A 25,455-nucleotide genomic window follows, 5' to 3' on the forward strand; every position below is an offset into this window, starting at 1 on the left:
ACGTGTCTGCATGTCTAACCGGTTCAGGCTGTGAACAGCCTGAACCATGGGGAGGCAATTAAGTACCGTGCTTACCCTGATACAGGCCTAGGACTGATAAATACTGCCTTCATGCATCTGCAACAGATGGTTGTTCGCCTGCTCGCTCAGTTCCGACAGGGCGGGGAGCAGATGCGCAGAGGCTTTGAGCCAGGCGCTGATCTGCACCCTGCTGCTTGTTGAGTGCTGTTCCCCATTTTCCAGCGATTCCGCCAGATACGCTAAGCCATGACATAACCCTTCTGCGGACTCCTGAGCCACGGCGCTGAGATCGCACAATTGAATATCGCTGAGCTTATAGAATTGCAGGTCGGCAATGAGGTTGCGGAAGAGGGTGATGGAGCTGTCTGTGGTTGTTTGATTCATTTCAGTCATGATGATGTTCCCTTGAAGGGTGGTTATCACCACTGCCAAAGAGTTCCAAGCTTTGGTGGTGGCCCAGACAGGTTTGGAACTCCGGCCCTTCAATCACCGGCCAACCTTGCGGTTGCCCTGCCTGAGCCACCGAACTGAGTGTGCACGTAGGCGCTGAAAAAACACAAGTCTTTTCAGAGTTGAAGGGGGACGGGGTTCCAATCCCGGCTACGGATTTTGCCGCAGCAAGAAGACTATATTCCGGCGATAACGCTCAGGGAACAGGCTGGATGGATTTACAGGGATTTGTTGCGGGGATTGGAATCGGGCTCGCAAAATGGGTAACAGCGCCAAATTCTGGCTAGCCCGCCGGTTTTGCCGCAGTGGTGCGCCGGTAAAGTGCGCAACGGAAGAAAATAGAGCGAAAAGCCCCTTCCAAAGAAAGAGGCTAAATAACCAACGGGTTATGCGTACTGAGTGAGCTTCCAGGTAACGCCCTTACCGCCATAAGGCGGCATGATATTGCCTTTGGCGATCGGGGCGGTGGTGGATGGCGTGCCGACGACTTTCCAAACGCCGCTCTCCGGGCATTTTTGCCCGGTGGAGGCGGTAGTGCCGATAGGTGCTTTAGACATAGCGATCTTTCCTTAATCAGGGCGGCGCCAGGGTAGCGTCGCTAAGACAGATATTTACACGTCCTTGTATATATTCAACCCGCAGGTCTGAATATGAAATATACGCCTGAACTTTATTTTTTATAATGCCATGGGTTCGCTAATTGTGAATATGGCAGTGTTTTATTTTAACCAATAGATTAATGTGATGTGTTTTTATAAATAATATTTATATTGTATTGGATGAGGTTGTTTGGTTTTTTTATTTTGATTAATCAACTGGATGGGTTTTTGTTTTATACGGATTTATGGGGTGGGCCTGGAATGAGATGTTTTTTAATCGGAATGTCGTAGGGGCGATTTATCGCCTTGCCGTTAGCGGTAACCTCGAACCGGATTAACCTTCCTTGCACAGCAGGCCGATTCTTCTCTTCCCTATGCGGCATTAGCCGCTATCATTACGGGTGTGACAAAACGGCTGCCGCGCTGCGCGGCGCCTCTGGGATAATGACATACTGAACTAAGGAAAGATTCACCATGAGAAATATTTTCTTCTTTGACGCGATGCTGACGCCGAAAATCATCACCGTTGTTTATTGGCTGGCGCTGTTGGGCGTGTTGATCAGCAGTATCGGCATGATGTTTTATGGCGAGTTCTTCCGCGGCCTGTTCGGCCTCATCCTCGGCGGCGTGTTTGTACGCGTGGCGTTCGAAATGATCATTATTGCGTTTAAAAATAACGAATACCTGCGCAAGATCGCCGAAAAGCCGTAATCTGCCAAAAAACGCCGGGTTGCGCGTGATCGCCATGCTGGGGCTGTGGTTCTCGTTGCCAAAAGGCAGCGCTGGCGCGCGCCCTGACGTCAAGCGCGAGCTGTCGGTGCTGGTGCGGCCGCAGGTGCTGACCGCGCTGCTGACCACCGTGCTGGGGGCGGGCGCGATGTTCACGCTCTATACCTACATCTCGCCGGTATTGCAGCACATCACCGAGGCGACGCCGCTGTTCGTGACGGTGATGCTGGTGCTGATCGGCGTCGGTTTCTCCATCGGTAACTACCTCGGCGGCAAGTTCGCCGACCGTTCCGAGAGCGCGACGCTGAAGGGCTTCCTGCTGCTGTTGGTGGCCATCATGCTGCTGATCCCCTTCCTGGTGCGCAGTGACATCGGCGCCGCGATCGGCATGGTGATTTGGGGCGCGGCGACCTTCGCGGTGGTGCCTCCGCTGCAGATGCGCGTGATGCGTGTCGCCAGCGAAGCGCCGGGGTTGTCGTCTTCGGTCAACATCGGCGCCTTTAACCTGGGCAATGCGCTGGGCGCCGCCGCCGGTGGCGCGGTAGTCTCCGCCGGGCTGGGATACAGTTTCGTGCCGCTGATGGGGGCGATCATTGCCGGATTGGCGCTGCTGTTGGTGCTGTTCACCCACCGTCAGGCTGAGAAAGTGGCTTACGCCAACGGTTAAACAAAATAATGTGTGGCGGGACGCTGCCCGCCGCACGATGTTTTGAGCGCGCCGGGCATTGCGTGCGGCGAACAGTCACATGCCGTAGCGGAATTGCTCAAAATCAATGGCGCCGGACGCGCGCACTTGAGACAACGCCGCGCCATACTGCAGCAACAGGTTTAGCTGGTAGTCGATCCTTGCCCGCAGTAGCTGCTCATGGTCGTCAGCGGGCAGCGGGGAGCTCAATGTATCGTTGGCATAGCGCACGATAATATGATCCGGGAGATAGCAGATATGGTTGTTTTTATAGCCGCTGCTCCGCAGTTCATGGATCGGATAAGCGCCGCCCATGCCCGATGACACGCTGACCAACAGCGCCGGTTTATGGCCGACATATTCTGCTTCGCAGAGCAGTAAGAAGTTTTTCAGCATCGGCGGTGCCATGCCGTTCCACTCTGGGGTAACGATAATCAGGGCTTCGGCCTTGCTCAGGCGTTCATGGCACGTTTTAAGCACCGACCATTTCTGCTCATTCGTTTCCATATCTTCATCCCACAGGGGAAGATTGATTTCCGCTAATTCAAGCGTATCGACAAAGTGATCCTTCTGTTGGAGCTGACGGGCAATATAATTCGCCACATTTCGGGAGTTTGATTGTTTGCGATGGCTGCCGGTCACGATAGCGACATTCATTACGATCTCCTTATTTTCTGCGGCCGATTGGCATAAAACGACCACAACATTAAGCTGACAGGGGCGATGGCGCTGATCATCAGCACATAGGACCAGGCATATTCGTAACTTTCCTGGAATAGGATGACGACCAACCCCGTCGCAAGCACGCGGTTGATCAAGGTGAATAACTGGCCGGTCGAAAAAACGCGTCCGATTTTTTCACTGTCTATTTCGGTAAGAACGACATTCTGGCTGCTTATGCGTGATGCGGAATTGAATAAGCCGAGGAAGAAGGCCCCGCATAAAATCACCGGCAACGTGGGAGAGCTGGCGATCAGCAGAACCGTTAAGGCGAAACCGCCGGTAAAGAGGTGAACCAATTTCCTCGCGGGGAATTTGGGTGCCAGCCAACCCAACAGTAGGCTGACTAAAATGGCGCCCAGGCCATAAATGATGCCGAAAGAAGCGTAAGACTCAATCGAGGCATGCAGAACTTCATGCATAAAGGGGGCCTGAATCACATTAACCACCATGATGCAGACGAAGGGCACCGCGCCGATCAGAAGATACAAAATGACATTCCGGTTTTCCGGCTGGAACTGAATGAGCGAACTTTTTGGCATCTGAGCGTTTACAGGGGAGCGCCGCTGGTAGGGGATGGCTAACAAGATAAACAGAGAGATGACGATCAGCACGACCAGCAACACAAAAATAGTGTCATAGCTCAAATAGGACGATACGGAGATGACCAATAGCGCAGAGATCAGCGTCGATGCTTGCGATTCCATCTCAAGAAGAGAGTTGGTTCGTGACAGGTAATCACCGCTGAAAATATCTTTAATAAACCCCTGCCGGGCGATATAAAAAATAGCGTAATAAAATTGAACGACGAAATAGGAGGCGACTAAAGGTAGCATAATGCTAAAAGAGAAATACCGGCTGCAAATAGCCAGAATGAAAGCGATGCAAATGAGGACATTGAGCGCCGTGAGCAGGTTTTTCCTATTGAATTTGTCGACCAGCATGCCGATCCATGGCGTGATGAAGATCAGCGTTAATGAGGACATTGTCGCCATCATCGCCAATAACCTGGGTTGCTCACCGTCATTGCTGATATACCAAGGGATGATATACATCCCTATGCTGACGGCGACCGAGGAGAAGAAATTAGATGCTATCAATAAGGCCAGGCAAGTGTTTTGCGAAAAATTCATGAGTATCACGCCATCTTCAACGGTACGCCGGGTTTTATCTGCTCGTTATGCAGTTCGTATTGTTGAAGATAGCCTGAGCGTCCTAAAGTCGCAAATATATTATCATTGATATGTATAATGTTTTTCATGTAGTCCTCGCTGTTATAGACGCTGTCTAACTGAGTCGCGGACAAACGGTCATAGAGCCAGATTCTGCGGTTGTATGTGATGAAAACGATATAGTCATCAATGAAAACGAAGTCCTCCACCGTATTGTCATTCGGGCGAATAAATTCAACATGGTGTTGCCACTGTTCATCAAAGAAGATTTTATGGATGGAGCCGCTGTAAGAAATATAGAGCGTCCGGTTATCAAACCACTTGAGGCGTTTGGGCAATCGGCAGTCGGTGGTTTCAACGACCCGCTTCTGTTCCAGGTCATATAAATAGATTTTGCCCAGGCGTTCAGCAAAGGCCAGCGTCGCGCCATCCGGCGAGACGCCCAGTGACCAAATCGGTTCGTCCCCCTGATGAAGAGCGGTGATCTGACCGCGGTAATATTGATAGACGGTGCCGTCTTCGCTGGCCAGATAGCAACACTGGCGCTGCGGGCAGTAGCAGACGTCGCGAAAGGCGGTGGGCAAGTCGTGCGTCATGCTGGCGCCGTTTTGCTTGACGATGATGCGTCCACGGCTCATCACGGCGATAAGGTCATCGTCTTCCATAGGGACAATGCGTTTGATGTATCCACTGTCCGTATCCGTTAAAAGGTGTTTGGTTGGAAGGCCGAGCAAGGCACCATCCTCTTGCAGCGGAATACGATACATGTAGCCGCGTTCGCCGGCGCAAATGATTTCGTCTCGGCGGCGATAGGCCGTCCAGATGGCGTCTGGCGTATTCTTTATCATCGCCAGCGTTTCCCCCGTCAGGATATCGCTTTTGAGTAAACTGCCGTCGCGATTTTGCACAATGACGATGCGATCGCTATTTTTAACGAATTTTGTCCACCGCAGTTTGAATGCCGCAGTCAGTGCCACTCCCGTGCTTTTCAGCGAATCAAGATCAATGCGGTAGATCCGTCTGTCAAAGCTGCTGGCCAGGCAAGTTTTCTTGTCGTGGCTGAGAGTGACATGCTCCATGTCGTCATGCGCGAAAACTTCGCCGTTGCGATAGGTCAGCCGCCTGTTCTCATCGATTTGCAATTCCAATACGCGGCGTGAGTCGCAAGCGACAATGTAGCGATCGTCCTCTAGCGGTTCGAACCAATGCACGGTTTCTGTGAGCCCTTCGGGTTTGATGCTGTTTTGCAACTCGCCGTTGGCGATGAGTCCGATAGTGCCGCCCGTGCTGCCTGCCAGCAGATAGTGGCCTGACAATGAATAGCAGAGCGTTGCAATATCTTCTTCGCATACGCGCACTTGAGAAAGCTGCGTTCCCGTAAAGTCCAGTTCGACGACGGCGCTGTTGCCGCTGCGCGTGGCTATCTGTGCTTTGGTCGGGTGGATGGCGATCGCCTGAGAGGTCGAATGAAAGATGCCGAAATCGTCCGGCCCGATATCGCGGACCGAGAACAGGGAGACGATGTCGAGGCGATGGTCGGCATCGTAGCGCAGGATGGAGACTTTCCTGTCGCCGGATAAACAAGCCAATAACTTTCTTTCCGGGGAAATGGCAATCGCTTCAATCGTTCCCCAGTGGATTTTTTTTCGTATGCTTACCGTGAACGAATCTACAGGTATGATTAATATCTCGCCGCCTTTCGTGCCGGCGAAAGCAATATTCATTTCCCGGTCGTAGGCGAAAGCATTAATGTTCTCTTTAGACATATCGTATCCTTTGGTAAGCGGCGCCAATATTGATAAATGGTGAGCAGGATCACCTGTTCACCATTTATGACTAACAAAAAATAAAGAGATTACTTCTCAGAGCGAATAGCTTTCTGAACGCTGATAGTCTTAGGTGCATTGGCAGTTGCGGTTTTGATTACTTTCATGTGAATCTCCTAAGTTTATGTCGGTTTGCAGTTAGCATGACTTTTTTCATGCTGTAATCAGTATTGCTTGATGTGTTTGAGGATGTAAAACTGTTGAATCTTACAGGGCGGCTACTTTCTCTTTTCGCTGGTTGTGAGCTGCTTTGCGTTTTTGTTTGGTGATATGTTTCGGCTTTTTTTGTTTTGTGGTTTTTTATTCTACCTGGTGGCGGTTTTATGCCATTTGTTTTCCAATGGCTTCTTACCTGTCAAGATTAACAGTTATTTATTCCAGCATGCTGACTTACTCTCTTTTCGATGATCTCTGAGGAGAATAGCTATGCTGACAGTCAGAAATAAGATAAAAATTTTTATCACAGACAATAAAATAACGTCATGGTTTTATAGCTTCAATAACATTGATTGTGAGGCGCTTCTTATTCATATCCCAAAGCAGAATAAAGAAGGTGGCGAGATTACATCGCAATCGCAGGGAACCCCTTATCTTCGCATTCATTCCCAGTGTTTAACCGGCGATGTTTTCGGTTCTAAACGTTGTGAATGCGGCAACCAGTTACACGAATCGATAAAAATCATGACGGAGCATGGCGGATATATCGCTTACTTGCCTCAGGAAGGGCGAGGCATAGGGCTGTATAACAAACTCGATGCGTATGCCTTGCAAGATCAGGGGCATGATACGTTCCAGGCGAATAAACTCTTGGGATTCCCTGAAGATGCACGGGAATATCATTGCGTCTCTGAGATGCTGTTGGCGGTGGGAATAGAAAAGGTCTTTTTGCTGACGAATAATCCGGATAAACATCAGGCGCTAACCGATTCAGGCATCGCGGTTGAAAAAGTGGTTTCCACATCGTGCTTTATGGGACGCGACAACCAGAAATACATACAGGCAAAGGCGGATATCGCCAGACATACGTTCGGAAAAGTTGTTTCTATCTAATAGAACCAGGAGATGACTATGTATCACACCAGTCCGATTAGCGGTATAGCGACAAACAACGTTTATGTTGCCACTGCCGGTTATGACAATAAAGTGATTCTCTGGGATGCGAAAACGCATTTGCCTCTTTCTGTCAGTTACCACGACCATTTGGCCAATCAGGTGACGTTCAGTCCTGACGGCCGTTTCGTCGCCTCGTCGAGCAGCGATTACAGCCTGCGTGTGTGGAGCGTTCCGGATCTGCAACTTTATGCGGTCATGCGGCACGACGATGACGTCGAGGGCATCAGTTTTCATCCGACCCAGCCCTGGATAGCGACGGCGTCTCGCGATCGGCACGTTCGCGTTTTTGATCTGCACGGTAAGCTGCTGGTCAAGTTTTCGGGGCACACTGCCGATGTCATTTCCGTTGAATGGAAGGATGAGGACGTATTGGTGTCCAGTGGGGATGACGGCACGATCCGCTATTGGAGCCTCTCTCAGCAGAAACAAAGCGCCATGATTGATATGGTCGGGGTGGAAACGGATACGCTGTGCCTGACGAAAGAAGGGTTGCTGGTTTCTGGTGATGACGAAGGCCGCATCACGGTATTCGACGAGCAGGGGAGGCAGGTTTCACAAGTGGACGCGCATCAATCAGGCGTCAAACGTCTGATTGTCAAAAATAACACGGTCATCAGCTTAAGTTACGATCGGTATTTCAGAATATGGAATTTAGGGCGTGACGGATTAAGCCTGGTTCACCAAGACAAAATACTGCCGCAAGTCTGGCCGCGTTCCAGCGACATCATTGGGGATCGCTATCTGGTGTTTGTCACTTTTGGCGACAGATACGCCACTTATGATTTGGATAAACGGGAGTGGGTGGAAAATGAAATTAAAGACACTCACGGAATTAATGCCGTTTATGCCTGTGGCGACGATATTATTTTTACCGGCGATGCCGGTAAGGTGGTGCGCAACGGCAAAGTCATCAATCAGCTTCCCTCGCTGTGTAACTTCATTATTCAAGTGAACGGCGTCGTGTTGCAAGGAGGGCAAGATGGCGCGGTTTATAATGGCGAAACCGGCGACGTCGTTTATCAACATCATTCCCCGTTGAATTGCCAGACGGTGCTGAAACACCCTGAAGGCTCTTTTGTTTTGGTTGGCGCCTATACGGGAGAGGTGATTGTATTGCGCGTAGACGATAACGGGCGCGTGAGTTGGGAGAAGAATATCCAGGCGCATAAGAACGCGATAAAAGGCATGGCGATCAATGGCGCCATACTGTTTACCGCCTGTGCGGATCACACCGTGGCCGCCCACGATTTAACGGATCTGGCCCAGCCGACATTACGCTTCGTCGGTGAACACGACATGATTGTGAACGGCTGCGTCGCGTTGGACAACGGTTTCGCCTCCATCAGCCGCGACAAAACATTGCGGTTGTGGAGCCTCACGGGCGAGCAGCAGATTATCGATTCACCGCACCAAAACTCGATTAAATGCATCAGCTATGCGCCAGAATATCATTTGATTATGTCAGGCGACTATCGGGGAACCGTTGCTGTATACGATCTCACGCAACAGCGCTGGGTCATGGTGAAGAAGGTTTCCACCGCCGGTATTTCCTGCCTTGTTTTTGATGCCGCCAACGGTCGTTTCATCGCTGGCAGTTACCTGGGTGAATTGCATTTCATCCACGCGGCGGCATGCAGCCGCGCGGGGGGGAAACATGCGGCCTATGCATGACATCAATCAGCTGTCCGATCGTGAGGCGATGGGGATGGAGCCCTATTTCTATGCTTCCGAGCTGGATAACCTTGATGCCGCGATGGCGTCGTTATCCCGCTGCGCCGTCAGCGATCTGGCCGGCATCGTTGAAGATGAACACCGGCCGCTAACGGTGCGCTATGCCGCCGGTTCATTGCTGGCATTGCACGGTGATCCGCGCATCAACACTCTGGCTCCCGCGATGGTTGCGCTGTGCGAAGCGGACGTGGTGCTAGGGCGCGATGTGGAGCAGGTCGATGGGATATGGCAAGAATATGCGGCGGTAGGCGTCAAACGGGAGTGGATTGCCAAGGAGGCGCCGGCATATCGTTGCCGGATCAAGCGGTTCAACTTGGCGAAGTATTGCGTCACGCATCAGGAATATCGCGATTTTCTGCTCGATAGCCGCTATGAAAGATTGCCCGCCGGCTGGTCGTTCGGCAAATATCCTGTCCATCTCGCCAACCATCCGGTGAATTCGTTGGCGCTGGAGGATTGCGAAGCCTACTGCCGCTGGCTGTCCGCCAAAACGCAACGTGCATTTCGTTTGCCGACGGAGGCTGAATGGGAGTATGCCGCCAGCGGTGGCGTCCGGCGAGAATTTCCCTGGGGAGAAAGCTACCGGCGCGATTGTGCCAATACGTTAGAGCTGGGGTTGCTGACTACCACGCCCGTCGGCATGTTCCCTAAGGGAAACTCGGCCTTTGGTTTGGCTGATATGGCGGGGAATGTGGAAGAGTTTACCGCGACGCCTTATCTGCCGTATCCCGGCGGCGAGGTGGTGGATGACGATCTGTTTCGGTTGGATGAGCAAACGCCTTACCGGGTCGCCCGCGGCGGCAGTTTCACCCGACACCATGACTTGGCTCGCTGTACCAGGCGGCACGGTGCGTATCCAAAAGCCATTTATGTTATGGGCTTTCGATTGGCTGAAGATATCAAGACGCCCTAAATTTCTGTACGGTCGCCGCTTCAGCACAGCAGCGGCGTGATTGCGCCGGAGAGCAAAGCATGCGTGATGGTCTGATAGCGATTCTGAGTGCCGAACTTTTCGGAGATGTTGTTCAGATGAAAGACGACGGTGCGATCGGAACAGCCGATGATTTGCGCGATTTCCCATGAGGTTTTGCCTTCACAAGCCCAGAAAAGGCATTCCTGCTCGCGTCTGGTCAGCTTGATGGTTTGTTGCTCGAGGGACTGCACCATTTTTTCATGGATATAGGGCGTTATCGCCAGGATCTCTTTGATGCAGCGCGCATAGTCGTCATGGCTGGGGTTTTCGTCGACCGCGTTGATGCTGACAATGCCCAAAGTGCTGCTCTTCCCTCTAAAAGGGATGCTGAAACCAGGCCCAATGCCAAAGCGCAAGGCGTTTTTCAATACGGCTTTGCCATCGGGGTGAGCATCTTTTAACAGCTTATACCAATGGATTGGCGTGCTGGATGTTTTCGCATAGGCCAGGATGGGATCGTAATCATGATAATTGTTTTCATCATAATGTATTCGCCATTCTTTAGGATAATTTTCAATCACTATGCGTTCCGTTTTGGTCAGTGAACGGGAAAGAAACATAGTGATGCTAAAGAATGTGAAACCACATGAGATGATTGATTTATTAATTGATTGATTTATATCATTATTGTTTTCATCTAACGAATCAAAGGCATCTTTCATTCGTCGGCTTCCTTTCATGTAAAATCAGCTAAACAATTCATTAACATTAATGTTGATTAAATGTAAAGTAAAGTTTAATTAAAGGTTAAATGTGGCGATACATTTATGGGGGTATTTTTTAATTATATTTCATACTGATAGGTTTTTTTTTCGTTTAACTATCCTGAATGGTTATTTGCTTTTGTGACTAATATCACGATTCATTACGCGTTCAATAGCAGCATTCATTACCTTTTAGCTTCGGTATCCCGGGTTTGGCTGCTTTTCTAAGGAAATAGACGAAGGCTGTCGCGGGAGTTACTGCGTTTTTGCGGGCAGACCCCATGCCTGCACCGGTAGGGTGATTGGCGCGGAAACGAGCGCTATCCACATGGGAGATGGGAGCCACGATGAGTAAAACACGGATTATGCAAGAGGCATTGAGGTGTGCGCGGCAAGCTCTGCCCGATTGCCTGCCTAACCCCCCTGTTGGCAGCGTTTTGGTTAAACAAGACCTTATCGTCGCGCAGGGGTATACCCGAGCACCGGGGTATTATCATGCCGAAGCCGATGTGTTGTCGCAGGTAGAAGGAACGCTGGAAGAATATGAGCTGTACGTCATTTTGGAGCCCTGTTCATTTCACGGGCGTACGCCGTCTTGTGCCCGGGCGATAGTCGAGCGGCGCGTCGGCAAAGTTTATGTCGGCATTCTCGATCCGCATCCGCGCAATCGTGGGGCGGGGATCGCCCTCTTGGAACAGGGGGGGATCCCGGTGGAAGTGGGGCTCCTCGCCGATCCCATTACCGCGTGGCTATCCCCTTATTTGCATCATGAGCCGGAGCCGTTCACTCAAAGCCGAGGATGCTGAACGCGTCGTCCTGCGGGTAGTAACCGAGCAGGCGGCTGGTTTCCTCCAGCGACAGCCGCTTGTAGCGGTTGTTGGAAACGCCGTGCACCACCGCGTACTGCACCCCTTCAACGCCAATGCAACGCTCCAGCAAATCGGCGGCGTCGCGGTGGCTGAGGAAGGCGCTCATGTCACGGGCGCTGAGCCGCTCGCCGGCCGCCAGCGCGGTGAAGTTGGCGATGCGCACCGACAGCGCGGAAAGCCCTTCCTGGTGCGCGAAGTAGGCGGCGATGCCTTCGCCGAACGCCTTGCTGGCGCCGTAGAGATTTTTCGGCTTCGGCGCGTCGTCCGGGCGGATCTGGTAATCCAGCGGGTAACCCTCCACCGCCTGCGCGCTGCTGGCGAACACCACGCGGCGGCAGCCGGCGTCTTTCGCCGCGCGGAAGATATTGAAGGTGCCGAGGATGTTGTTGTCCATCAGCGAGCCGCAGAAGTCTGCGTCGGGCGAGGGGTCGGCCGCCAGGTGCAGCACGGTGTCGATATTGGCGCAGGCCGCGCGGCAGGCGTCGAGATCGGCGATGTTGAAGCTGATGACTTCGTCATCGGGCCGCAGCTTGCTCAGCAGGCCGCTGTCCCTTTCCGCCAGGCGCAGCCGGTAGCGGTCGCCCACCGCCTGCCGAAACGCCGTGGCCACTCGGCCGCCGGCGCCGGTAATCAAAATCCGTCCAAATTCCGTACGTAACGTCATGATTGCTGTCGTCCCTAAGAATAGATTACGCGACGATCAGTAATAATCCCCTGCATGACGTTTGTCCAGCATTTCAATTAGAATTTCTGATGTTTTATTCCGGCAGCGGGCAGCATTCCGCAAGGGCGTCGGTCAAGAAATTCATCACCGCCCGCACGGCGGCGGTGCGCGCCAGGTCAGGGTAGGTGACCAACCACAGCTCACGCGTCGGCGCGGCGATCGGCGTGGGCAGCGGTTGCAAATCCGGGTCGCCATCGGCGACGAACGTCGGCAATACCGCGGCGCCCAGCCCCGATCGCGCGGCCTGCTGCAGTGAAAACAGGTCACTGGCCTGAAACACCACCGGGCGCCCCTGCAGCAGCTGCAGCAGCCACTGCTGGTGCGGCTGCTGCCGGTAATGATGGTCATAGGCGATAAAGCGGCGCGCCGCCTCGGGCAAGGCGGCATGCCGCGCGGCGGCGTACAGCGCGTAGCGCATCATGCCGATGCGCCGTACCAGCAGATCCGGCTGCTGCGGCCGCACCATGCGCACCGCGATGTCGGCTTCGCCGCGATCCAGCTCGGCGAGCGCCGATTCACCGGAAAGCGCCAGCGCAATGTGCGGAAAGGCGCGATGAAATTCGGCGATGCGCGGCGCAATGACATGGGCGGCAATCGACGGCGGGGCGCTGATGCGCACGCTGGCCTGGGGCGCGGCGCCGGCGCTGCGGGCATGGCGGACGATCGCCTGGCTTTGCGCGTCGATCTCGGTCGCCAGCCCGGCGATGGTCTGGCCGTCCTGGGTCAGCGGGGTGCTGCGCGGCAAACGCAGGATTAGCCGCAGCCCGAGCGCCTTTTCCAGCGCCGCCACCCGCCGCCCGACGGTGGCGTGATCGCAACCCAGCTCCCGCGCCGCCGCCGACAATGAACCGGTGCGCGCCAGCGCCACAAAGTGTTTTAAATCCTGCCAGTCGAACATCAGTGAATTCCTGCACAGTATCGATGCGATTTTAAGGAATATTCACACAGAGCGCGGCGTGATTCAATGCGTACATACTTTCCGCAAAATCGAATGATTCAGTTAGGATATCTTATGAATTTACGGCTTCAGCAACGCACCGCGCTGGTGACCGGCGCCAGCGAAGGCATCGGCGCCGGCATGGTCCGGGTTTTGGCGGCGGAAGGCGCCGCTGTGGTGGCCACCGCCCGGCGGGGCGACCGGCTGCAGGCGCTGGCGGATGAGATTGAACGGCGGGGCGACCCGCGGCCGCGGGTGATTGCCGCGGACGTTACCGACGCCCGGGCGTTGGCCGAGATGGCGGCGCAGGCGGGGCCGATCGATATTTTGATCAACGCGGTCGGCGCTTTCCGCCCAACCGCGCTGGACGAGGGCGATCGGGGCTGGGACGACGCCTTCGCCCTGAACTTTACCCCGGCCCGGCGGTTGACGCAGGCGTTGCTGCCGGGCATGCAGGCGCGGGGCTGGGGGCGGGTGATCAACATCAGCGGTTCGATGGAGCCGCGCAGCCTCAGCGCCGCCAGCGCGGCCAAGGGCGCGCTGCACCTGTGGGCCAAGGGGCTGGCGTGCGAGGTGGCGGCGCAGGGCGTGACCGTCAACACGCTGCAGCCCGGGCGCATCAACAGCGAGCAGATCCGCGAGCGGCTATACCCGACCGAAGCGGCGCGCCAGGCGTATATCGCGCAGCATATTCCGATCGGCTATTTCGGCGAGCCGGAAGACATGGCCCATCTGGCGGCGTTTCTTTGTTCCCCGCTCGCGCGATATATCACCGGCGCGGTGATCCCGGTAGACGGCGGCCTGCATTATTTCGCCCACTGAGGCGGTTTTGCCCGCCGGATCACAGTTCGGCAATTTGCCGGCGCAAAGCCTTGCTCCGGCAAAATCTCGGGTGTTAACGTCATGACTCAGCCGCTTTAGGGTTGTCACTGCTCCGGCAGGCAAAACCTAAACCTCGCGTTTCTATTCCCTTCGGGAAAGAGACCGCGAGGTTTAGGTTTTTTTTTGCGCCGAATTCCGCCGCAGCGATTGGCCATCGTCGGGCTGGGGAGCGACAGAACGCGAATGCTAAGGATAACCGTATGAAATATGACTCATTAGCCAGTGAGATTTTGGCCGGCGTCGGTGGCCGCGACAACGTAAAGAGCCTGGTGCACTGCGCCACTCGCCTGCGCTTCAAGCTGCGCGACGGCGGCCGCGCCGATACCGCCGCGCTGAAAAAAAATCCCGGCGTCATCATGGTGGTGGAGAGCGGCGGCCAGTATCAGGTGGTGGTGGGCAACCACGTGGCGGAGGTGTATCGCGCGGTCAACCGGGCCGGCGGCTTCGGTGAAGGCGCGGCGGGCGGCGATGGCGCGGACGACAAGCCGGACAACCTGCTCAGCCGGTTTATCGACGTGGTTTCCGGCATCTTTACGCCGCTGCTGGGGGTGATGGCCGCTTCGGGGGTGCTGAAGGGCGCCCTGGCGCTGGGCCTGGCCTGCGGCTGGCTGCTGGAGAGCGGCGGCACCTTCAAAACGCTGTTCGCCGCCAGCGATTCGCTGTTCTATTTCTTTCCGATCATGCTCGGTTACACCGCCGGGAAAAAATTCGGCGGCAACCCGTTCGTCACCATGGCGATCGGCGGCGCGCTGACGCATCCGCTGATGATGGCGGCGTTCGACGCGGCGCAGCAGCCGGGCGCGGCGCGCGAATATTTCCTCGGCATTCCGCTGACCTTTATCAACTACAGCTCGTCGGTGATCCCGATCATTTTCGCCGCCTGGGTCTCCTGCCGGCTGGAGCCGTGGTGCAACCGGGTTGTCCACAGCGCGCTGCGCAATTTCATCACCCCGCTGCTGTGCCTGGCGATCACCGTGCCGCTGACCTTCCTGCTGATCGGCCCGGCGGCGACCTGGCTGAGCCACCTGCTGGCCAACGGTTATCAAAGCATCTACGCCTTTAACCCGATCGTCGCCGGCGCTTTTATGGGGGCGATGTGGCAGGTGTGCGTGATCTTCGGCCTGCACTGGGGGCTGGTGCCGCTGATGATCAACAACCTGAGCGTGCTGGGGCGCGACACCCTGGCGCCGCTGCTGCTGCCGGCGGTGATGGGGCAGGTGGGGGCCACGCTGGGCGTGATGCTGCGCACCCGCGACGCCAAACTGCGGGCGCTGTCCGGCTCGGCCATCGGCGCCGGTATTTTCGGCATCACCGAACCGGCGGTCTACGGCGTCACCCTGCCGAACAAGCGGCCGTTTATCTTCGGCTGCGTCGGCGGCGCGCTGGGCGGCGCGGTGATCGGCTATTTCCACACCGCGACCTACTCCTTCGGGCTGGTGAGCGTTTTCACCTTTGCGCAAATCATTCCCGCCGGCGGCTTCGACGCCACGGTATGGGGCGCGATCGGCGGCACGCTGCTGTCGTTCTGCTTCGCCGCGCTGGCCAGCTACCTGTTCGGCGTCACCCCGGCCGAGGCAGCGACGGCGGAAGCGGCGGCGGCCGCGCCGCTCAACCGCAAAGAACAGATCCTCAGCCCGATCGCCGGCGAGCTCCTGCCGCTGGAGCAGGTCAATGACGCCACCTTCGCCAGCGGCCTGCTGGGAAAAGGGGTGGCGATAGCGCCGCAGCAGGGGCGGGTGGTGGCGCCGGTGGCCGGCCGCGTGGCGTCGCTGTTTAAAACCCGGCACGCCATCGGCATCGAGTCGGACGACGGCGCGGAGATTCTCATCCACGTCGGCATCGATACCGTGCGGCTCGACGGGCTGCATTTTACCGCCCACGTGCAGGAGGGCGATCGGATCGCGCCGGGCGATCTGCTGATTGAGTTCGACCAGGCGGCGATCCGCGCCGCCGGCTATGACACCACCACGCCGATCATCATCAGCAACAGCGATGATTACGTCGACGTGCTGACCAGCGGCCAGTCTCCGGTGCGGGAACAGGCGCCGCTGCTGACTTTATTACGTTAACTGAGGAGCAAGCGATGAACGGCAAATTTCCGCAAGATTTTCTGTGGGGCGGCGCGGTAGCGGCCAATCAGGTGGAAGGCGCTTATCTGACCGACGGCAAAGGCCTATCGACGTCCGATCTGCAGCCGCAGGGCATCTTCGGCGCCATCACCCCGCGCAAACCGGGCGACAGCGGCATCAAGGACGTGGCGATCGATTTTTACCATCGTTATCCGCAAGACATCGCCCTGTTCGCCGAAATGGGCTTTAAATGCCTGCGCACCTCGATCGCCTGGGCGCGCATTTTCCCGCAGGGCGACGAGGAAACGCCGAATGAGGCCGGGCTGGCGTTTTACGATCGGCTGTTCGACGAGATGGCGAAATACGGCATTCAGCCGCTTATCACCCTGTCGCATTATGAAATGCCCTATGGCCTGACGCAGAAATACGGCGGCTGGGGCAGCCGCGCGACCATCGGCTTCTTCGAGCGTTACGCGCGCACCGTATTCGAACGCTACAAGCATAAGGTCAAACACTGGCTGACCTTCAACGAAATCAACATGTCGCTGCACGCGCCCTTTACCGGCGTCGGCCTGCCGGAAGACAGCGACAGGGGCGCCATCTATCAGGCGATCCACCATCAGCTGGTGGCCAGCGCCAAGGCGGTGAAAGCCTGTCACCAGTTAGTGCCGGGCGGCAAAATCGGCAATATGCTGCTGGGCGGCATTTTGTATCCGCTGAGCTGCCGGCCGGAAGACCTGCTGGAAACCCAGCGCCAGAACCGCGACTGGCTGTTCTTCGGCGACGTGCAGGCGCGCGGCGCTTATCCGGCCTATATGCGGCGCTTCTTCCGCGAGCACGGCATTCAGCTCGAAATCACCGCCGAGGATCGGCAGGCGCTGCGCGAAACCATCGATTTTATCTCCTTCAGCTATTACATGAGCGGCTGCGTCACCACCGACGCGGCGCAGAACCGGACCGCCCGCGCCAATATTCTCAACATGGTGCCGAACCCGCACCTGGCCAGCTCGGAATGGGGTTGGCAGATAGACCCCGTCGGCCTGCGCTACCTGCTCAACCTGCTGTATGACCGCTACCAGAAGCCGCTGTTTATCGTCGAGAACGGCCTGGGCGCCAAGGATCGCGTCGAGGCCGACGGCAGCATCGACGACGGCTACCGCATCGAGTATCTCAACGACCACCTGGTGCAGGTGGCCGAGGCGATCGACGACGGGGTGGAGGTGATGGGCTACACCAGCTGGGGGCCGATCGATCTGGTCAGCGCCTCGAAGGCCGAAATGTCGAAGCGCTACGGCTTTATTTACGTCGACCGCGACGATGCCGGCAACGGCAGCCTGGAGCGCAAGCGTAAAAAGAGCTTCTACTGGTATCGCGATGTGATCCACAGCAACGGCAACTGCCTGAAACCGAAAGGCTAACCGCCATTAGCCCGCCCGGCGGCGATCGCCGGGCAAGCCTTCTAGGCCGCGTCGTTTTCCCGGTAGCGCCGGCGGGCGTGCTCGAACCAGCTGGCCGGCACGTTGTGCGGCGGCCGCTGCAGCCTGGCCAGCCCCTGCTCGACGATATGGCTGGCCTGGCGCCACAGCGTCGGGTCGCCTTCGGTCAACACCTCCAGCAGCCGCTGTTTTTCGATCAGATAGGTCTGGGCGAAGTGGCTGTCGTACTCCAGCAGCGAGCGGGTGTTGTCGATCAGGTCCGCCAGCTTGATGGTTTTGGCCTGCGGCGAGGCGCCGGCGCTGTGGCGGCGATCGCGGTTCTTGCGTTCGAAGCGGTTGCCGTCGCCGGCATGGCTGACGTTGGTCAGCATCGCCACCAGTTCCGCCACCTTCGGCCCGAAGTGGCTTTCGATATCGCCGAGGGTGGTGGGGGTGTCTTCCACCGTGTCGTGCAGCCAGGCGGCGGCCAGCATCTCTTCGGTGTGCGGCACGCTGCTGACGATTTCCATCACCGCCTGCGGATGAACGATGTAGGGCGCATTGGTGTATTTGCGGCGCTGATCGATCGCCGCATGCGCCTTGGTGGCGTAGCGGCGCGCGCGTTCTGCAAGCGTGGTTGTCATATCCTTTCCCTCCGCACAGCACCCTGCTGTGGCATCCTCTGCATCTAAAAAATGTAGCACACCGTGCAAAAAATAGCTTGCGATTACATCGTGCACTATCTATATTCGCATCATGAAAAGCAAAAACGCCGAACAACCCAACGCGAAAAATACGCTGCTGCTCGATCAGCAGCTGTGTTTTGCCCTGTACTCCGCCAATCTGGCGTTGCACAAGGTGTATCGCAAGTTGCTGAACCAGCTCGACCTCACCTATCCGCAGTATCTGGCGATGCTGGTGCTGTGGGAACGGGATGAAATCACGGTATCGGATATCGGCGAGCGGCTGTTCCTCGATTCCGCCACCCTGACGCCGCTGCTGAAACGGCTGGAGAGCGCCGGGCTGCTGGTGCGCTATCGCGCCACCGCCGATGAGCGGCAGGTGATCATCGCGCTGACCGAAGCCGGCCGCGCGCTGCGTGAAAAGGCGCAGGCGGTGCCCGAGGCGGTGATGTGCGCCACCGACTGCAGCCTGGACGAGATAGTCACGCTCAAACGGCAGCTGGAAAAACTGCGCGGCAGCCTGATCGACCAGGTTTGACCCCCGGCCGCCGGACGCAAGATCGGCGCCGGTGGTCTACACTGAAGTAAGCGTCAAATATAAGTAGTGCGCGATTTAATCGTGAAAGATAAACCCGTGGCGGGTTTCGTTTTGCTGAAGCCGACGTCACGTCCCCCAACCAGCAAGAAGGAATGAATGATGTCTATTGAGAAAGTTGTTTACCGCGCTCACGCCACGGCAACCGGTGGCCGCGACGGCCGTGCGACCTCATCCGACGGCGTGTTGGACGTGAAACTGGGCGTGCCGAAAGAGATGGGCGGCGCCGGCGGCGACGTCACCAACCCCGAGCAGCTGTTTGCCGCCGGCTATTCGGCCTGCTTCCTCGGCGCGCTGAAGTTTGTCGCGGCGAAAGAAAAGGTCAAGATCCCGGCCGAAGCCAAAATCGACGGCACCGTCGGCATCGGTGAAATCCCTAACGGGTTCGGCATCGAAGTGCAGCTGGACATCAGCCTGCCGGGCATCGAACGCAGCGTGGCGGAAGAGCTGGTGAAAAAGGCCCACGTGGTCTGCCCTTATTCCAACGCCACCCGCGGCAATATTGACGTAACGCTCAACGTGAAATAACGTTTTTGCCCATAATGGAGGGATATCCCTCCATTTTCTTTGCGCTTTCGCCTCCGCTCAGTTCACAAAAAATGGCAAAAAATGCCCATTTTGTGAGAATTCTCTTGATTATTACCCCCAAAATAACGCTTATTGCCGTTCGGCTGAACCAGCGGCCGCAATAAATGTCTGACAGATTCAGAACTGCTACACCGTCCCCGGAGCCACCGCGTTACATGAACAAAGTGAAATCGCTATCGCAGCAGAATTTATCGTTATTGTTAGCGATCTATATCGGCATCTTTTTGAACCTTTCCGTTTTTTATCGTCGTTTCGATTCATTTGCGCACGGCATTCAAGGGATTAAGGTTATTTCAGCGGTGACTGAGGTTATCGCCATCGTGCTATTTACCTTCTTCATCATGCGGCTGGTGTCGCTGGGCGGCCGGCTGTTTTATCGCGTCGTCGCCTCGCTGCTGGTGCTGATTTCGGTCGCCGCCAGCTATTACATGACGTTCTTCAACGTGGTGATCGGCTACGGCATCGTGGTGTCGGTGATGACCACCGATATCGATCTCTCCAAAGAGGTCATCGGCCTGCATTTCTTCCTGTGGATGGGGGTGGTCAGCGCCTTGCCGCTGCTGTGCATCTGGAAGAACAGCCTGCGTTACACGCTGATCGAACAGCTGAAAACCCCCGGCCATCGGGTGAAGCCGCTGCTGGTGCTGGTGGCGGTCGTGGCGCTGGTCTGGCTGCCGCTGCGCATGCTGGATAAAGAACAGAGCGCGCAGGAAAAAATCACCAACATCGATCTGCCGAGCTATGGCGGGGTGGTGGCGCACTCTTATCTGCCGTCCAACTGGCTGTCGGCGCTGGGGCTGTTCGCCTACACCCGTTACGACGAGAGCCAGGATCAGGCCAATATGTTCGATCCGGGCCAGAACTTCACCTATGTGCCGCCGGCGGATATCGACGACACCTACGTGGTGTTTATCATCGGCGAGACCACCCGTTGGGACCACATGGGGATCCTCGGCTATGACCGCGACACCACGCCGCGGCTGTCGAAAGAGAAGAACCTGGTGGCGTTCCGCGGCGAGTCCTGCGATACCGCCACCAAGCTGTCGCTGCGCTGCATGTTCGTGCGCGAGGGCGGCACCGCCGACAACCCGCAGCGCACGCTGAAAGAGCAAAACGTGTTTGCGGTGATGAAAGACCTGGGCTTTACCTCTGAATTGTTCGCCATGCAGAGCGAGGTGTGGTTCTACAACAACACCGAAGTGGACAACTATTCGTTCCGCGAGATGATCGCCTCCGAGAAGCGCAACGACGGTAAATCCGTCGACGATATGCTGCTGGTGGACGAAATGAAGGAGTCGCTGGCGCGCTACCCGCGCGGCAAGCATCTGGTGGTCCTGCATACCAAAGGCTCGCATTATCTGTACTCCCAGCGCTACCCGCGCAGCTATGCGCGCTATCAGCCGGAGTGCATGGGGGTGGATGACTTCTGCTCCAAGGAGCAGCTGGTTAACGCTTTCGATAACTCGGTGCTGTACACCGATAGCTTTATCGCCAACGTGATCGATCAGGTGCGCGACAAAAAGGCGATAGTGTTCTATTCGTCCGACCACGGCGAATCGATCGGCGAGAACTCGCACCTGCACGGCACGCCGCGCGAAATGGCGCCGCCCGAGCAGTTCCGCGTGCCGATGATGGTGTGGGCCTCGGACAAGTTCCTCGAGGATCCGCAGCATCTCAGCGCCTTCGAGCAGCTGCAGGCGCAGCAGCGCATCGGCAAGACCCATCGCCACGTTGAGCTGTTCGACACCATTCTCGGCTGCCTCGGCTATAGCTCGCCGGACGGCGGCATCGTGGATAAAAACAACTGGTGCCATATTCCGCAGGACAAAGCGGCGCCGGCCAAGCTGTAATTTTCTGCCCGCCGGGCGTAACCTGTGCCCGGCGATTCACGCGAATACCTTCCCGCCATCAATTAATCCGGCGCGCGCATGCGGTATACTTGCGCACTTTCCCCCTCACACCGGAGATCCCATGACCCTGCGCGTGGCGTTTATCGACGATCATGACATTGTGCGTTCGGGCTTTGTGCAGTTGCTGTCGCTGGAAGCGGACATTCAGGTGGTGGGCGAGTTCAGCAGCGCGGCGCAGGCGCGCGCCGGCCTGCCCGGGCTGGAAGCGGAGATCTGCGTCTGCGATATTTCGATGCCGGACGGCAGCGGGCTGGATCTGCTGGCGGACATTCCCTCCGGCATCCGCGTGGTGATGCTGTCGATGCACGACAACCCGGCGCTGGTGGAGATGGCGCTGGAGCGCGGCGCCAGCGGTTTCCTTTCCAAACGCTGCAAGCCGGAAGATCTGATCACCGCGGTGCGCACCGTCGCCGGCGGCGGCGTGTACCTGATGCCGGAAATCGCCCAGCAGTTGGCGCGGGTGAAGGTGGATCCGCTGACCCGCCGCGAGCGCGAGGTCGCGCTGCTGCTGGCGCAGGGCCGGGAAGTGCGGGAAATAGCCGCCGCGCTGGGGCTGTCGCCGAAGACGGTGCACGTGCACCGCGCCAACCTGTTCGCCAAGCTGGGCATCAGCAACAACGTCGAGCTGGCGAAGCGGATGCTTAACCTGTGATGCAGCGGCTGTTCACCCAGCTGGCGCTGTTCTTCATCTACGGCACCAGCGCGTTTTGCCTGTGGGGCATCGGCACCGCGCTGATCGACCCGCCATGGCAGGCGCTGCTGCTGTTCCCGTTCGGCCTGCGGATGGGCATTTTGCTGCAAAGCCCGCACCGTTTCTGGCCCGGCATTCTGCTGGCCGACCTGCTGCTGATGGCGCTGCTGGCGGATCAGTTCGGCTATGGGCCGGCGCTGTGGGCTTCGATGGCGGTGCTGGCGCTGACGGTGTTGCTCAGCCTGCTGGCTTCCCCCTGGCTGCTGCGCCACCAACAGAGCGACAGCGAATGGCGCTGGCCCTTGCTGCAGGGGGCGGTGGTGGCGGTGGCGGCCGCCCTGCAGGCGCTGGTGTGGCAGCTGGTGAGCGGCGACGGCGCGCGGGTGCTGCTGCTCGGTTTGGCGGGCGGTTTCACCCTGGCGCCGACCTGCCTGCTGTTGTGGCACTATCTGGCGCGCCAGATTTGGGTGCCGCTGGAGCCGGGCCTGATCCACAAACCGGTAACGCTGCGGCTGCGCCATCTGGCCAGCTATTTGCTGCTGTTCGCGCTCAGCATCTGGCTGCAGCAGCAGGTGAACGTCGCCGAGCTGCGCCGCTTCGCGCCTTTCTGCCTGGCAATCCCGATCCTGTTCATGTCCTACCGCTACGGTTGGCAGGGGGCGCTGCTGGCGACCCTGCTCAACGGCGTGGCGCTGGTGGCCAACGAGCCGCCGCAGCCGGATTCGCATCGCGATCTGCTGCTTTCGCTGCTGGCCCAGAGCCTGACCGGCCTGCTGCTCGGCGCCGGCATCCAGCGGCAGCGCGAACTGAACCAGCAGCTGCGGCTGCGGCTGCGGCTGGCGGAGAACCGCCAGCTGGCGCGAGCGCTGGTGACGGCGGAGGAACGAACCCGCCGCGAGGTGGCGCGCGAACTGCACGATGAGGTTGGCCAGACCATCACGGTGATCCGCACCCAGGCCAGCATTGTCAAACGCCTGGCGCCTGAGCCGCGGGTGGTCGGCTGCGCCGAGGCCATCGACGCGCTGGCGCTGCGGGTGTACGACGGCGTGCATGACGTGCTGACCCAGCTGTGGCCGGCGGCGTTGAATAATCTGCCGCTGTCGGCGGCGGTGGCGGCGATGCTGCGCGAATCGCTGCCGCAGGACGCCTCGCTGACGAGCAGCATGCAGTGGCAGGTACCGGACGAGCTGCTGGATGAAACGCTGAAGATCACGCTGTACCGGGTGTGTCAGGAGGGGATCACCAACGTCTGTCGGCACGCCGGCGCCAGCCGGGTTGAGCTGGAGGCGCGGTTGCATAAGCGCAAGGACCGGCCGCCGGAGATAGCCTTGAGCATTCGCGACAACGGCGTGGGCATCGATCTGGCCAGCCATGAGCCGGGTTACGGCCTGCGCGGCATGCGGGAACGCATCAGCGCGCTGGGCGGCAGCCTGCGGCTGACCTCCGGGCAGGGCGCCTGTTTGACTGTGATCTTGCCCACAGTTTCGCCGGCAGAAGGGCAAAACTAGGAAAAACTCCTAGCGGCGGCGGGAATCCGGCGTAAGCCATTCGCGCGTGCGCGCCGCATGATAGCGGCACTTTTCTCATTCTCTGAGGTTTCACATGTGGTCTTTCCTTAAAAGCCGCCCGGATGCGCCGCAGGTCACCGATCAACGGCAGATCGACGCCAGCTACAAATACTGGCGTATCCAACTGATGTGGACGATGTACATCGGCTATGCCGCGTTTTACTTCACGCGCAAAAGCTTCAACTTCATCATGCCGGCGATGCTGAGCGATCTGGGCCTGACGATGTCCGACGTCGGCATCCTCGGCACGCTGTTCTACATCACCTACGGCTGCTCGAAGTTCATCTCCGGCATGATCAGCGACCGCTCCAACCCGCGCTATTTCATGGGGCTGGGCCTGATCATGACCGGGGTGCTGAATATCTTCTTCGGCCTCAGTTCGTCGCTGCTGATGCTGGGCACGCTGTGGATCCTCAACGCCTTCTTCCAGGGCTGGGGCTGGCCGCCGTGCTCCAAAATTCTCACCAGCTGGTATTCGCGCTCCGAACGCGGCGGCTGGTGGGCCGTCTGGAACACCTCGCACAACTTTGGCGGCGCGCTGATCCCGCTGCTGGTGGGCTTTATCTCGCTGCATTTCAGCTGGCGCTACGGCATGATCATTCCGGGCATCATCGGCGTGGCGCTGGGCCTGCTGATGTGCTGGCGCCTGCGCGACAAGCCGTCCACCATGGGGTTGCCGAGCGTCGGCAAATGGCGCAACGACGCCATGGAGCTGGTGCAGGAATCTGAAGGCCAGGGGCTGACCAATCGCGAAATCATCAAACGCTACGTGCTGACCAACAAATACATCTGGCTGCTGGCGGTGTCCTACGTGCTGGTGTACATCGTGCGCACCGCGATCAACGACTGGGGCAACCTGTACCTGACGCAGGAGAAAGGCTATTCGCTGATGACCGCCAACTCGGCGATCTCGCTGTTTGAGGTGGGCGGCTTTATCGGCTCGCTGGTGGCCGGCTGGGGCTCCGACAAACTGTTCCGCGGCAACCGCGGCCCGATGAACCTGATCTTCGCCATCGGCATCTTCCTGTCGGTCGCGGCGCTGTGGATCATGCCGGGCTTCAGCTATCTGCTGCAGGCCGCGTGCTTCTTCGCCATCGGCTTCTTCATCTTCGGGCCGCAGATGCTGATCGGCATGGCGGCGGCGGAGTGTTCGCACAAGGATGCGGCCGGGGCGGCCACCGGTTTTGTCGGCCTGTTCGCTTACCTGGGCGCGGCGCTGTCCGGCTATCCGATCGCCCGGGTGATGGAAATCTGGCACTGGAACGGTTTCTTCGTGGTGATCTCCATCGCCGCCTGCCTGTCGGCGCTGTTCCTGCTGCCGTTCCTGCGCGCGCAGTCACCGGCGTTGAAGCCCGCCAAGGCCTGAGTGAAATGCGCCGCACCGCACCCGGTGCGGCGCATTATGGCGCTTTTATCAGCACTTGAAACGGCGGGGCAAAAAAGTGATTGACGCCTATAACCGCCAGCAGTAAGATGCGCCCCGCATCGGCGAGTAGCGCAGCTTGGTAGCGCAACTGGTTTGGGACCAGTGGGTCGGAGGTTCGAATCCTCTCTCGCCGACCACCATTCGAAAAACCTGCTTTTAAAGCAGGTTTTTTTTCGCCCGCAGTTTATGAGGATGAGAACCTCCGAAGGAGGTTTGAGCCGAGCGCAGCGAGACCACGTTGCTTTAGCGACGGCCCGCAGGGCAAGCATCGCAGATGCGCATCATCCTCTCTCGCCGACCACCATTCGAAAAACCTGCTTTTTAAAGCAGGTTTTTTTCGCCCGCAGATTGCGTTTGCCTCATTCCTCCTGGAAA

General features: G+C 57.6%; 23 protein-coding genes, 1 tRNA gene, 1 other RNA gene and 1 pseudogene. 17 read left to right on the forward strand and 9 right to left on the reverse strand.

Annotated features, from left to right (window positions below):
• Positions 1-87: 87 nt before the first annotated feature.
• Together CKW09_RS00385 and CKW09_RS24650 are read right to left on the reverse strand one after the other, a co-directional pair.
• Complete coding sequence (locus CKW09_RS00385) at positions 88-414, reverse strand: hypothetical protein (RefSeq protein ID WP_061797969.1); 327 nt, start codon at positions 412-414, stop codon at positions 88-90.
• Between the two features lie 443 nt (positions 415-857).
• Positions 858-1,028, reverse strand: a complete 171-nt coding sequence (locus CKW09_RS24650; protein WP_165283088.1) for a hypothetical protein — start codon at positions 1,026-1,028, stop codon at positions 858-860.
• Positions 1,029-1,544: 516 nt separating this feature from the next.
• Between CKW09_RS24650 and CKW09_RS00390 the strand changes: the two genes are divergently transcribed.
• Together CKW09_RS00390 and CKW09_RS00395 are read left to right on the forward strand one after the other, a co-directional pair.
• Positions 1,545-1,781 (forward strand): DUF4282 domain-containing protein, encoded by a 237-nt coding sequence (locus CKW09_RS00390; protein WP_061797970.1) that lies wholly within the window; start codon positions 1,545-1,547, stop codon positions 1,779-1,781.
• 13 nt (positions 1,782-1,794) lie between these two features.
• Positions 1,795-2,466, forward strand: a pseudogene (locus CKW09_RS00395) (MFS transporter); the annotation flags it as partial.
• A 75-nt stretch (positions 2,467-2,541) separates the two neighbouring features.
• Here CKW09_RS00395 and CKW09_RS00400 read toward each other — a convergent pair.
• From CKW09_RS00400 to CKW09_RS00410, 3 genes are read right to left on the reverse strand one after another with little or no spacing between them, the layout of a single operon-like run.
• A complete protein-coding gene (locus tag CKW09_RS00400) occupies positions 2,542-3,141 on the reverse strand; it encodes an NADPH-dependent FMN reductase (protein ID WP_061797895.1) in 600 nt (199 codons plus the stop codon).
• Positions 3,141-4,337, reverse strand: coding sequence for an MFS transporter (locus tag CKW09_RS00405; RefSeq protein WP_095094941.1), 1,197 nt, complete (start codon positions 4,335-4,337; stop codon positions 3,141-3,143). The genes CKW09_RS00400 and CKW09_RS00405 overlap by 1 nt, the downstream gene beginning before the upstream one ends.
• A 5-nt stretch (positions 4,338-4,342) precedes the next feature.
• Complete coding sequence (locus CKW09_RS00410) at positions 4,343-6,142, reverse strand: WD40 repeat domain-containing protein (RefSeq protein WP_095094945.1); 1,800 nt, start codon at positions 6,140-6,142, stop codon at positions 4,343-4,345.
• Positions 6,143-6,628: 486 nt separating this feature from the next.
• On the opposite strand from CKW09_RS00410, the gene ribA reads away from it, so the two are divergent.
• From ribA to CKW09_RS00425, 3 genes are read left to right on the forward strand one after another with little or no spacing between them, the layout of a single operon-like run.
• Positions 6,629-7,252, forward strand: a complete 624-nt coding sequence (ribA, locus tag CKW09_RS00415; protein ID WP_061797898.1) for a GTP cyclohydrolase II RibA — start codon at positions 6,629-6,631, stop codon at positions 7,250-7,252.
• A gap of 18 nt (positions 7,253-7,270) precedes the next feature.
• Positions 7,271-8,986, forward strand: a complete 1,716-nt coding sequence (locus tag CKW09_RS00420) for a WD40 repeat domain-containing protein (RefSeq protein WP_073970307.1) — start codon at positions 7,271-7,273, stop codon at positions 8,984-8,986.
• Positions 8,979-9,959, forward strand: a complete 981-nt coding sequence (locus tag CKW09_RS00425; protein ID WP_083950372.1) for a formylglycine-generating enzyme family protein — start codon at positions 8,979-8,981, stop codon at positions 9,957-9,959. The genes CKW09_RS00420 and CKW09_RS00425 overlap by 8 nt, the downstream gene beginning before the upstream one ends.
• Positions 9,960-9,979: 20 nt before the next feature.
• Here CKW09_RS00425 and CKW09_RS00430 read toward each other — a convergent pair whose 3' ends face one another.
• A complete protein-coding gene (locus CKW09_RS00430) occupies positions 9,980-10,681 on the reverse strand; it encodes a helix-turn-helix transcriptional regulator (protein WP_073970304.1) in 702 nt (233 codons plus the stop codon).
• 389 nt (positions 10,682-11,070) lie between these two features.
• Between CKW09_RS00430 and CKW09_RS00435 the strand changes: the two genes are divergently transcribed.
• Positions 11,071-11,529, forward strand: a complete 459-nt coding sequence (locus tag CKW09_RS00435; RefSeq protein WP_095099941.1) for a bifunctional diaminohydroxyphosphoribosylaminopyrimidine deaminase/5-amino-6-(5-phosphoribosylamino)uracil reductase RibD — start codon at positions 11,071-11,073, stop codon at positions 11,527-11,529.
• Here CKW09_RS00435 and CKW09_RS00440 read toward each other — a convergent pair.
• On the reverse strand, positions 11,507-12,256 hold the full coding sequence (locus CKW09_RS00440) for an NAD-dependent epimerase/dehydratase family protein (protein WP_061797904.1): 750 nt from the start codon (positions 12,254-12,256) through the stop codon (positions 11,507-11,509). The genes CKW09_RS00435 and CKW09_RS00440 overlap by 23 nt on opposite strands.
• A gap of 94 nt (positions 12,257-12,350) precedes the next feature.
• Complete coding sequence (locus CKW09_RS00445) at positions 12,351-13,214, reverse strand: LysR family transcriptional regulator (protein WP_095094951.1); 864 nt, start codon at positions 13,212-13,214, stop codon at positions 12,351-12,353.
• A gap of 114 nt (positions 13,215-13,328) precedes the next feature.
• Between CKW09_RS00445 and CKW09_RS00450 the strand changes: the two genes are divergently transcribed.
• From CKW09_RS00450 to CKW09_RS00460, 3 genes are all read left to right on the forward strand, one after another.
• Positions 13,329-14,075, forward strand: coding sequence for an SDR family NAD(P)-dependent oxidoreductase (locus CKW09_RS00450; protein WP_061797907.1), 747 nt, complete (start codon positions 13,329-13,331; stop codon positions 14,073-14,075).
• Between the two features lie 260 nt (positions 14,076-14,335).
• Positions 14,336-16,204: a PTS beta-glucoside transporter subunit IIABC gene (bglF, locus tag CKW09_RS00455; protein ID WP_095094954.1), complete on the forward strand. Its 1,869-nt coding sequence runs from the start codon at positions 14,336-14,338 to the stop codon at positions 16,202-16,204.
• A gap of 14 nt (positions 16,205-16,218) precedes the next feature.
• On the forward strand, positions 16,219-17,622 hold the full coding sequence (locus CKW09_RS00460; protein ID WP_095094957.1) for a glycoside hydrolase family 1 protein: 1,404 nt from the start codon (positions 16,219-16,221) through the stop codon (positions 17,620-17,622).
• A 41-nt stretch (positions 17,623-17,663) separates the two neighbouring features.
• On the opposite strand, the gene CKW09_RS00465 is transcribed toward CKW09_RS00460, so the two are convergent.
• Entirely contained in the window at positions 17,664-18,263 is a 600-nt protein-coding gene (locus tag CKW09_RS00465) for an HD domain-containing protein (RefSeq protein ID WP_061797911.1), read from the reverse strand.
• A gap of 112 nt (positions 18,264-18,375) precedes the next feature.
• Here CKW09_RS00465 and CKW09_RS00470 point away from each other — a divergent pair, with 112 nt between their 5' ends.
• From CKW09_RS00470 to CKW09_RS00505, 8 genes are all read left to right on the forward strand, one after another.
• Entirely contained in the window at positions 18,376-18,840 is a 465-nt protein-coding gene (locus CKW09_RS00470; protein WP_061797912.1) for a MarR family winged helix-turn-helix transcriptional regulator, read from the forward strand.
• Positions 18,841-18,999: 159 nt separating this feature from the next.
• Positions 19,000-19,425, forward strand: coding sequence for an organic hydroperoxide resistance protein (locus CKW09_RS00475; RefSeq protein ID WP_061797972.1), 426 nt, complete (start codon positions 19,000-19,002; stop codon positions 19,423-19,425).
• Positions 19,426-19,640: 215 nt separating this feature from the next.
• Positions 19,641-21,335, forward strand: a complete 1,695-nt coding sequence (gene eptB / locus CKW09_RS00480) for a kdo(2)-lipid A phosphoethanolamine 7''-transferase (RefSeq protein ID WP_061797914.1) — start codon at positions 19,641-19,643, stop codon at positions 21,333-21,335.
• Positions 21,336-21,456: 121 nt separating this feature from the next.
• A complete protein-coding gene (gene uhpA / locus CKW09_RS00485; protein WP_061797915.1) occupies positions 21,457-22,047 on the forward strand; it encodes a transcriptional regulator UhpA in 591 nt (196 codons plus the stop codon).
• Entirely contained in the window at positions 22,047-23,594 is a 1,548-nt protein-coding gene (gene uhpB, locus CKW09_RS00490; protein WP_095094960.1) for a signal transduction histidine-protein kinase/phosphatase UhpB, read from the forward strand. The genes uhpA and uhpB overlap by 1 nt, the downstream gene beginning before the upstream one ends.
• Before the next feature lie 94 nt (positions 23,595-23,688).
• Positions 23,689-25,020 (forward strand): MFS transporter, encoded by a 1,332-nt coding sequence (gene uhpC / locus CKW09_RS00495; RefSeq protein WP_061797917.1) that lies wholly within the window; start codon positions 23,689-23,691, stop codon positions 25,018-25,020.
• Positions 25,021-25,140: 120 nt separating this feature from the next.
• A tRNA-Pro gene (locus tag CKW09_RS00500) sits at positions 25,141-25,217 on the forward strand.
• A gap of 35 nt (positions 25,218-25,252) precedes the next feature.
• Positions 25,253-25,381: non-coding RNA, RtT sRNA (locus tag CKW09_RS00505), on the forward strand.
• The last annotated feature ends 74 nt before the right edge of the window (positions 25,382-25,455 follow it).

The organism is Serratia ficaria (assembly GCF_900187015.1).
GTDB classification, from domain to species: domain Bacteria; phylum Pseudomonadota; class Gammaproteobacteria; order Enterobacterales; family Enterobacteriaceae; genus Serratia; species Serratia ficaria.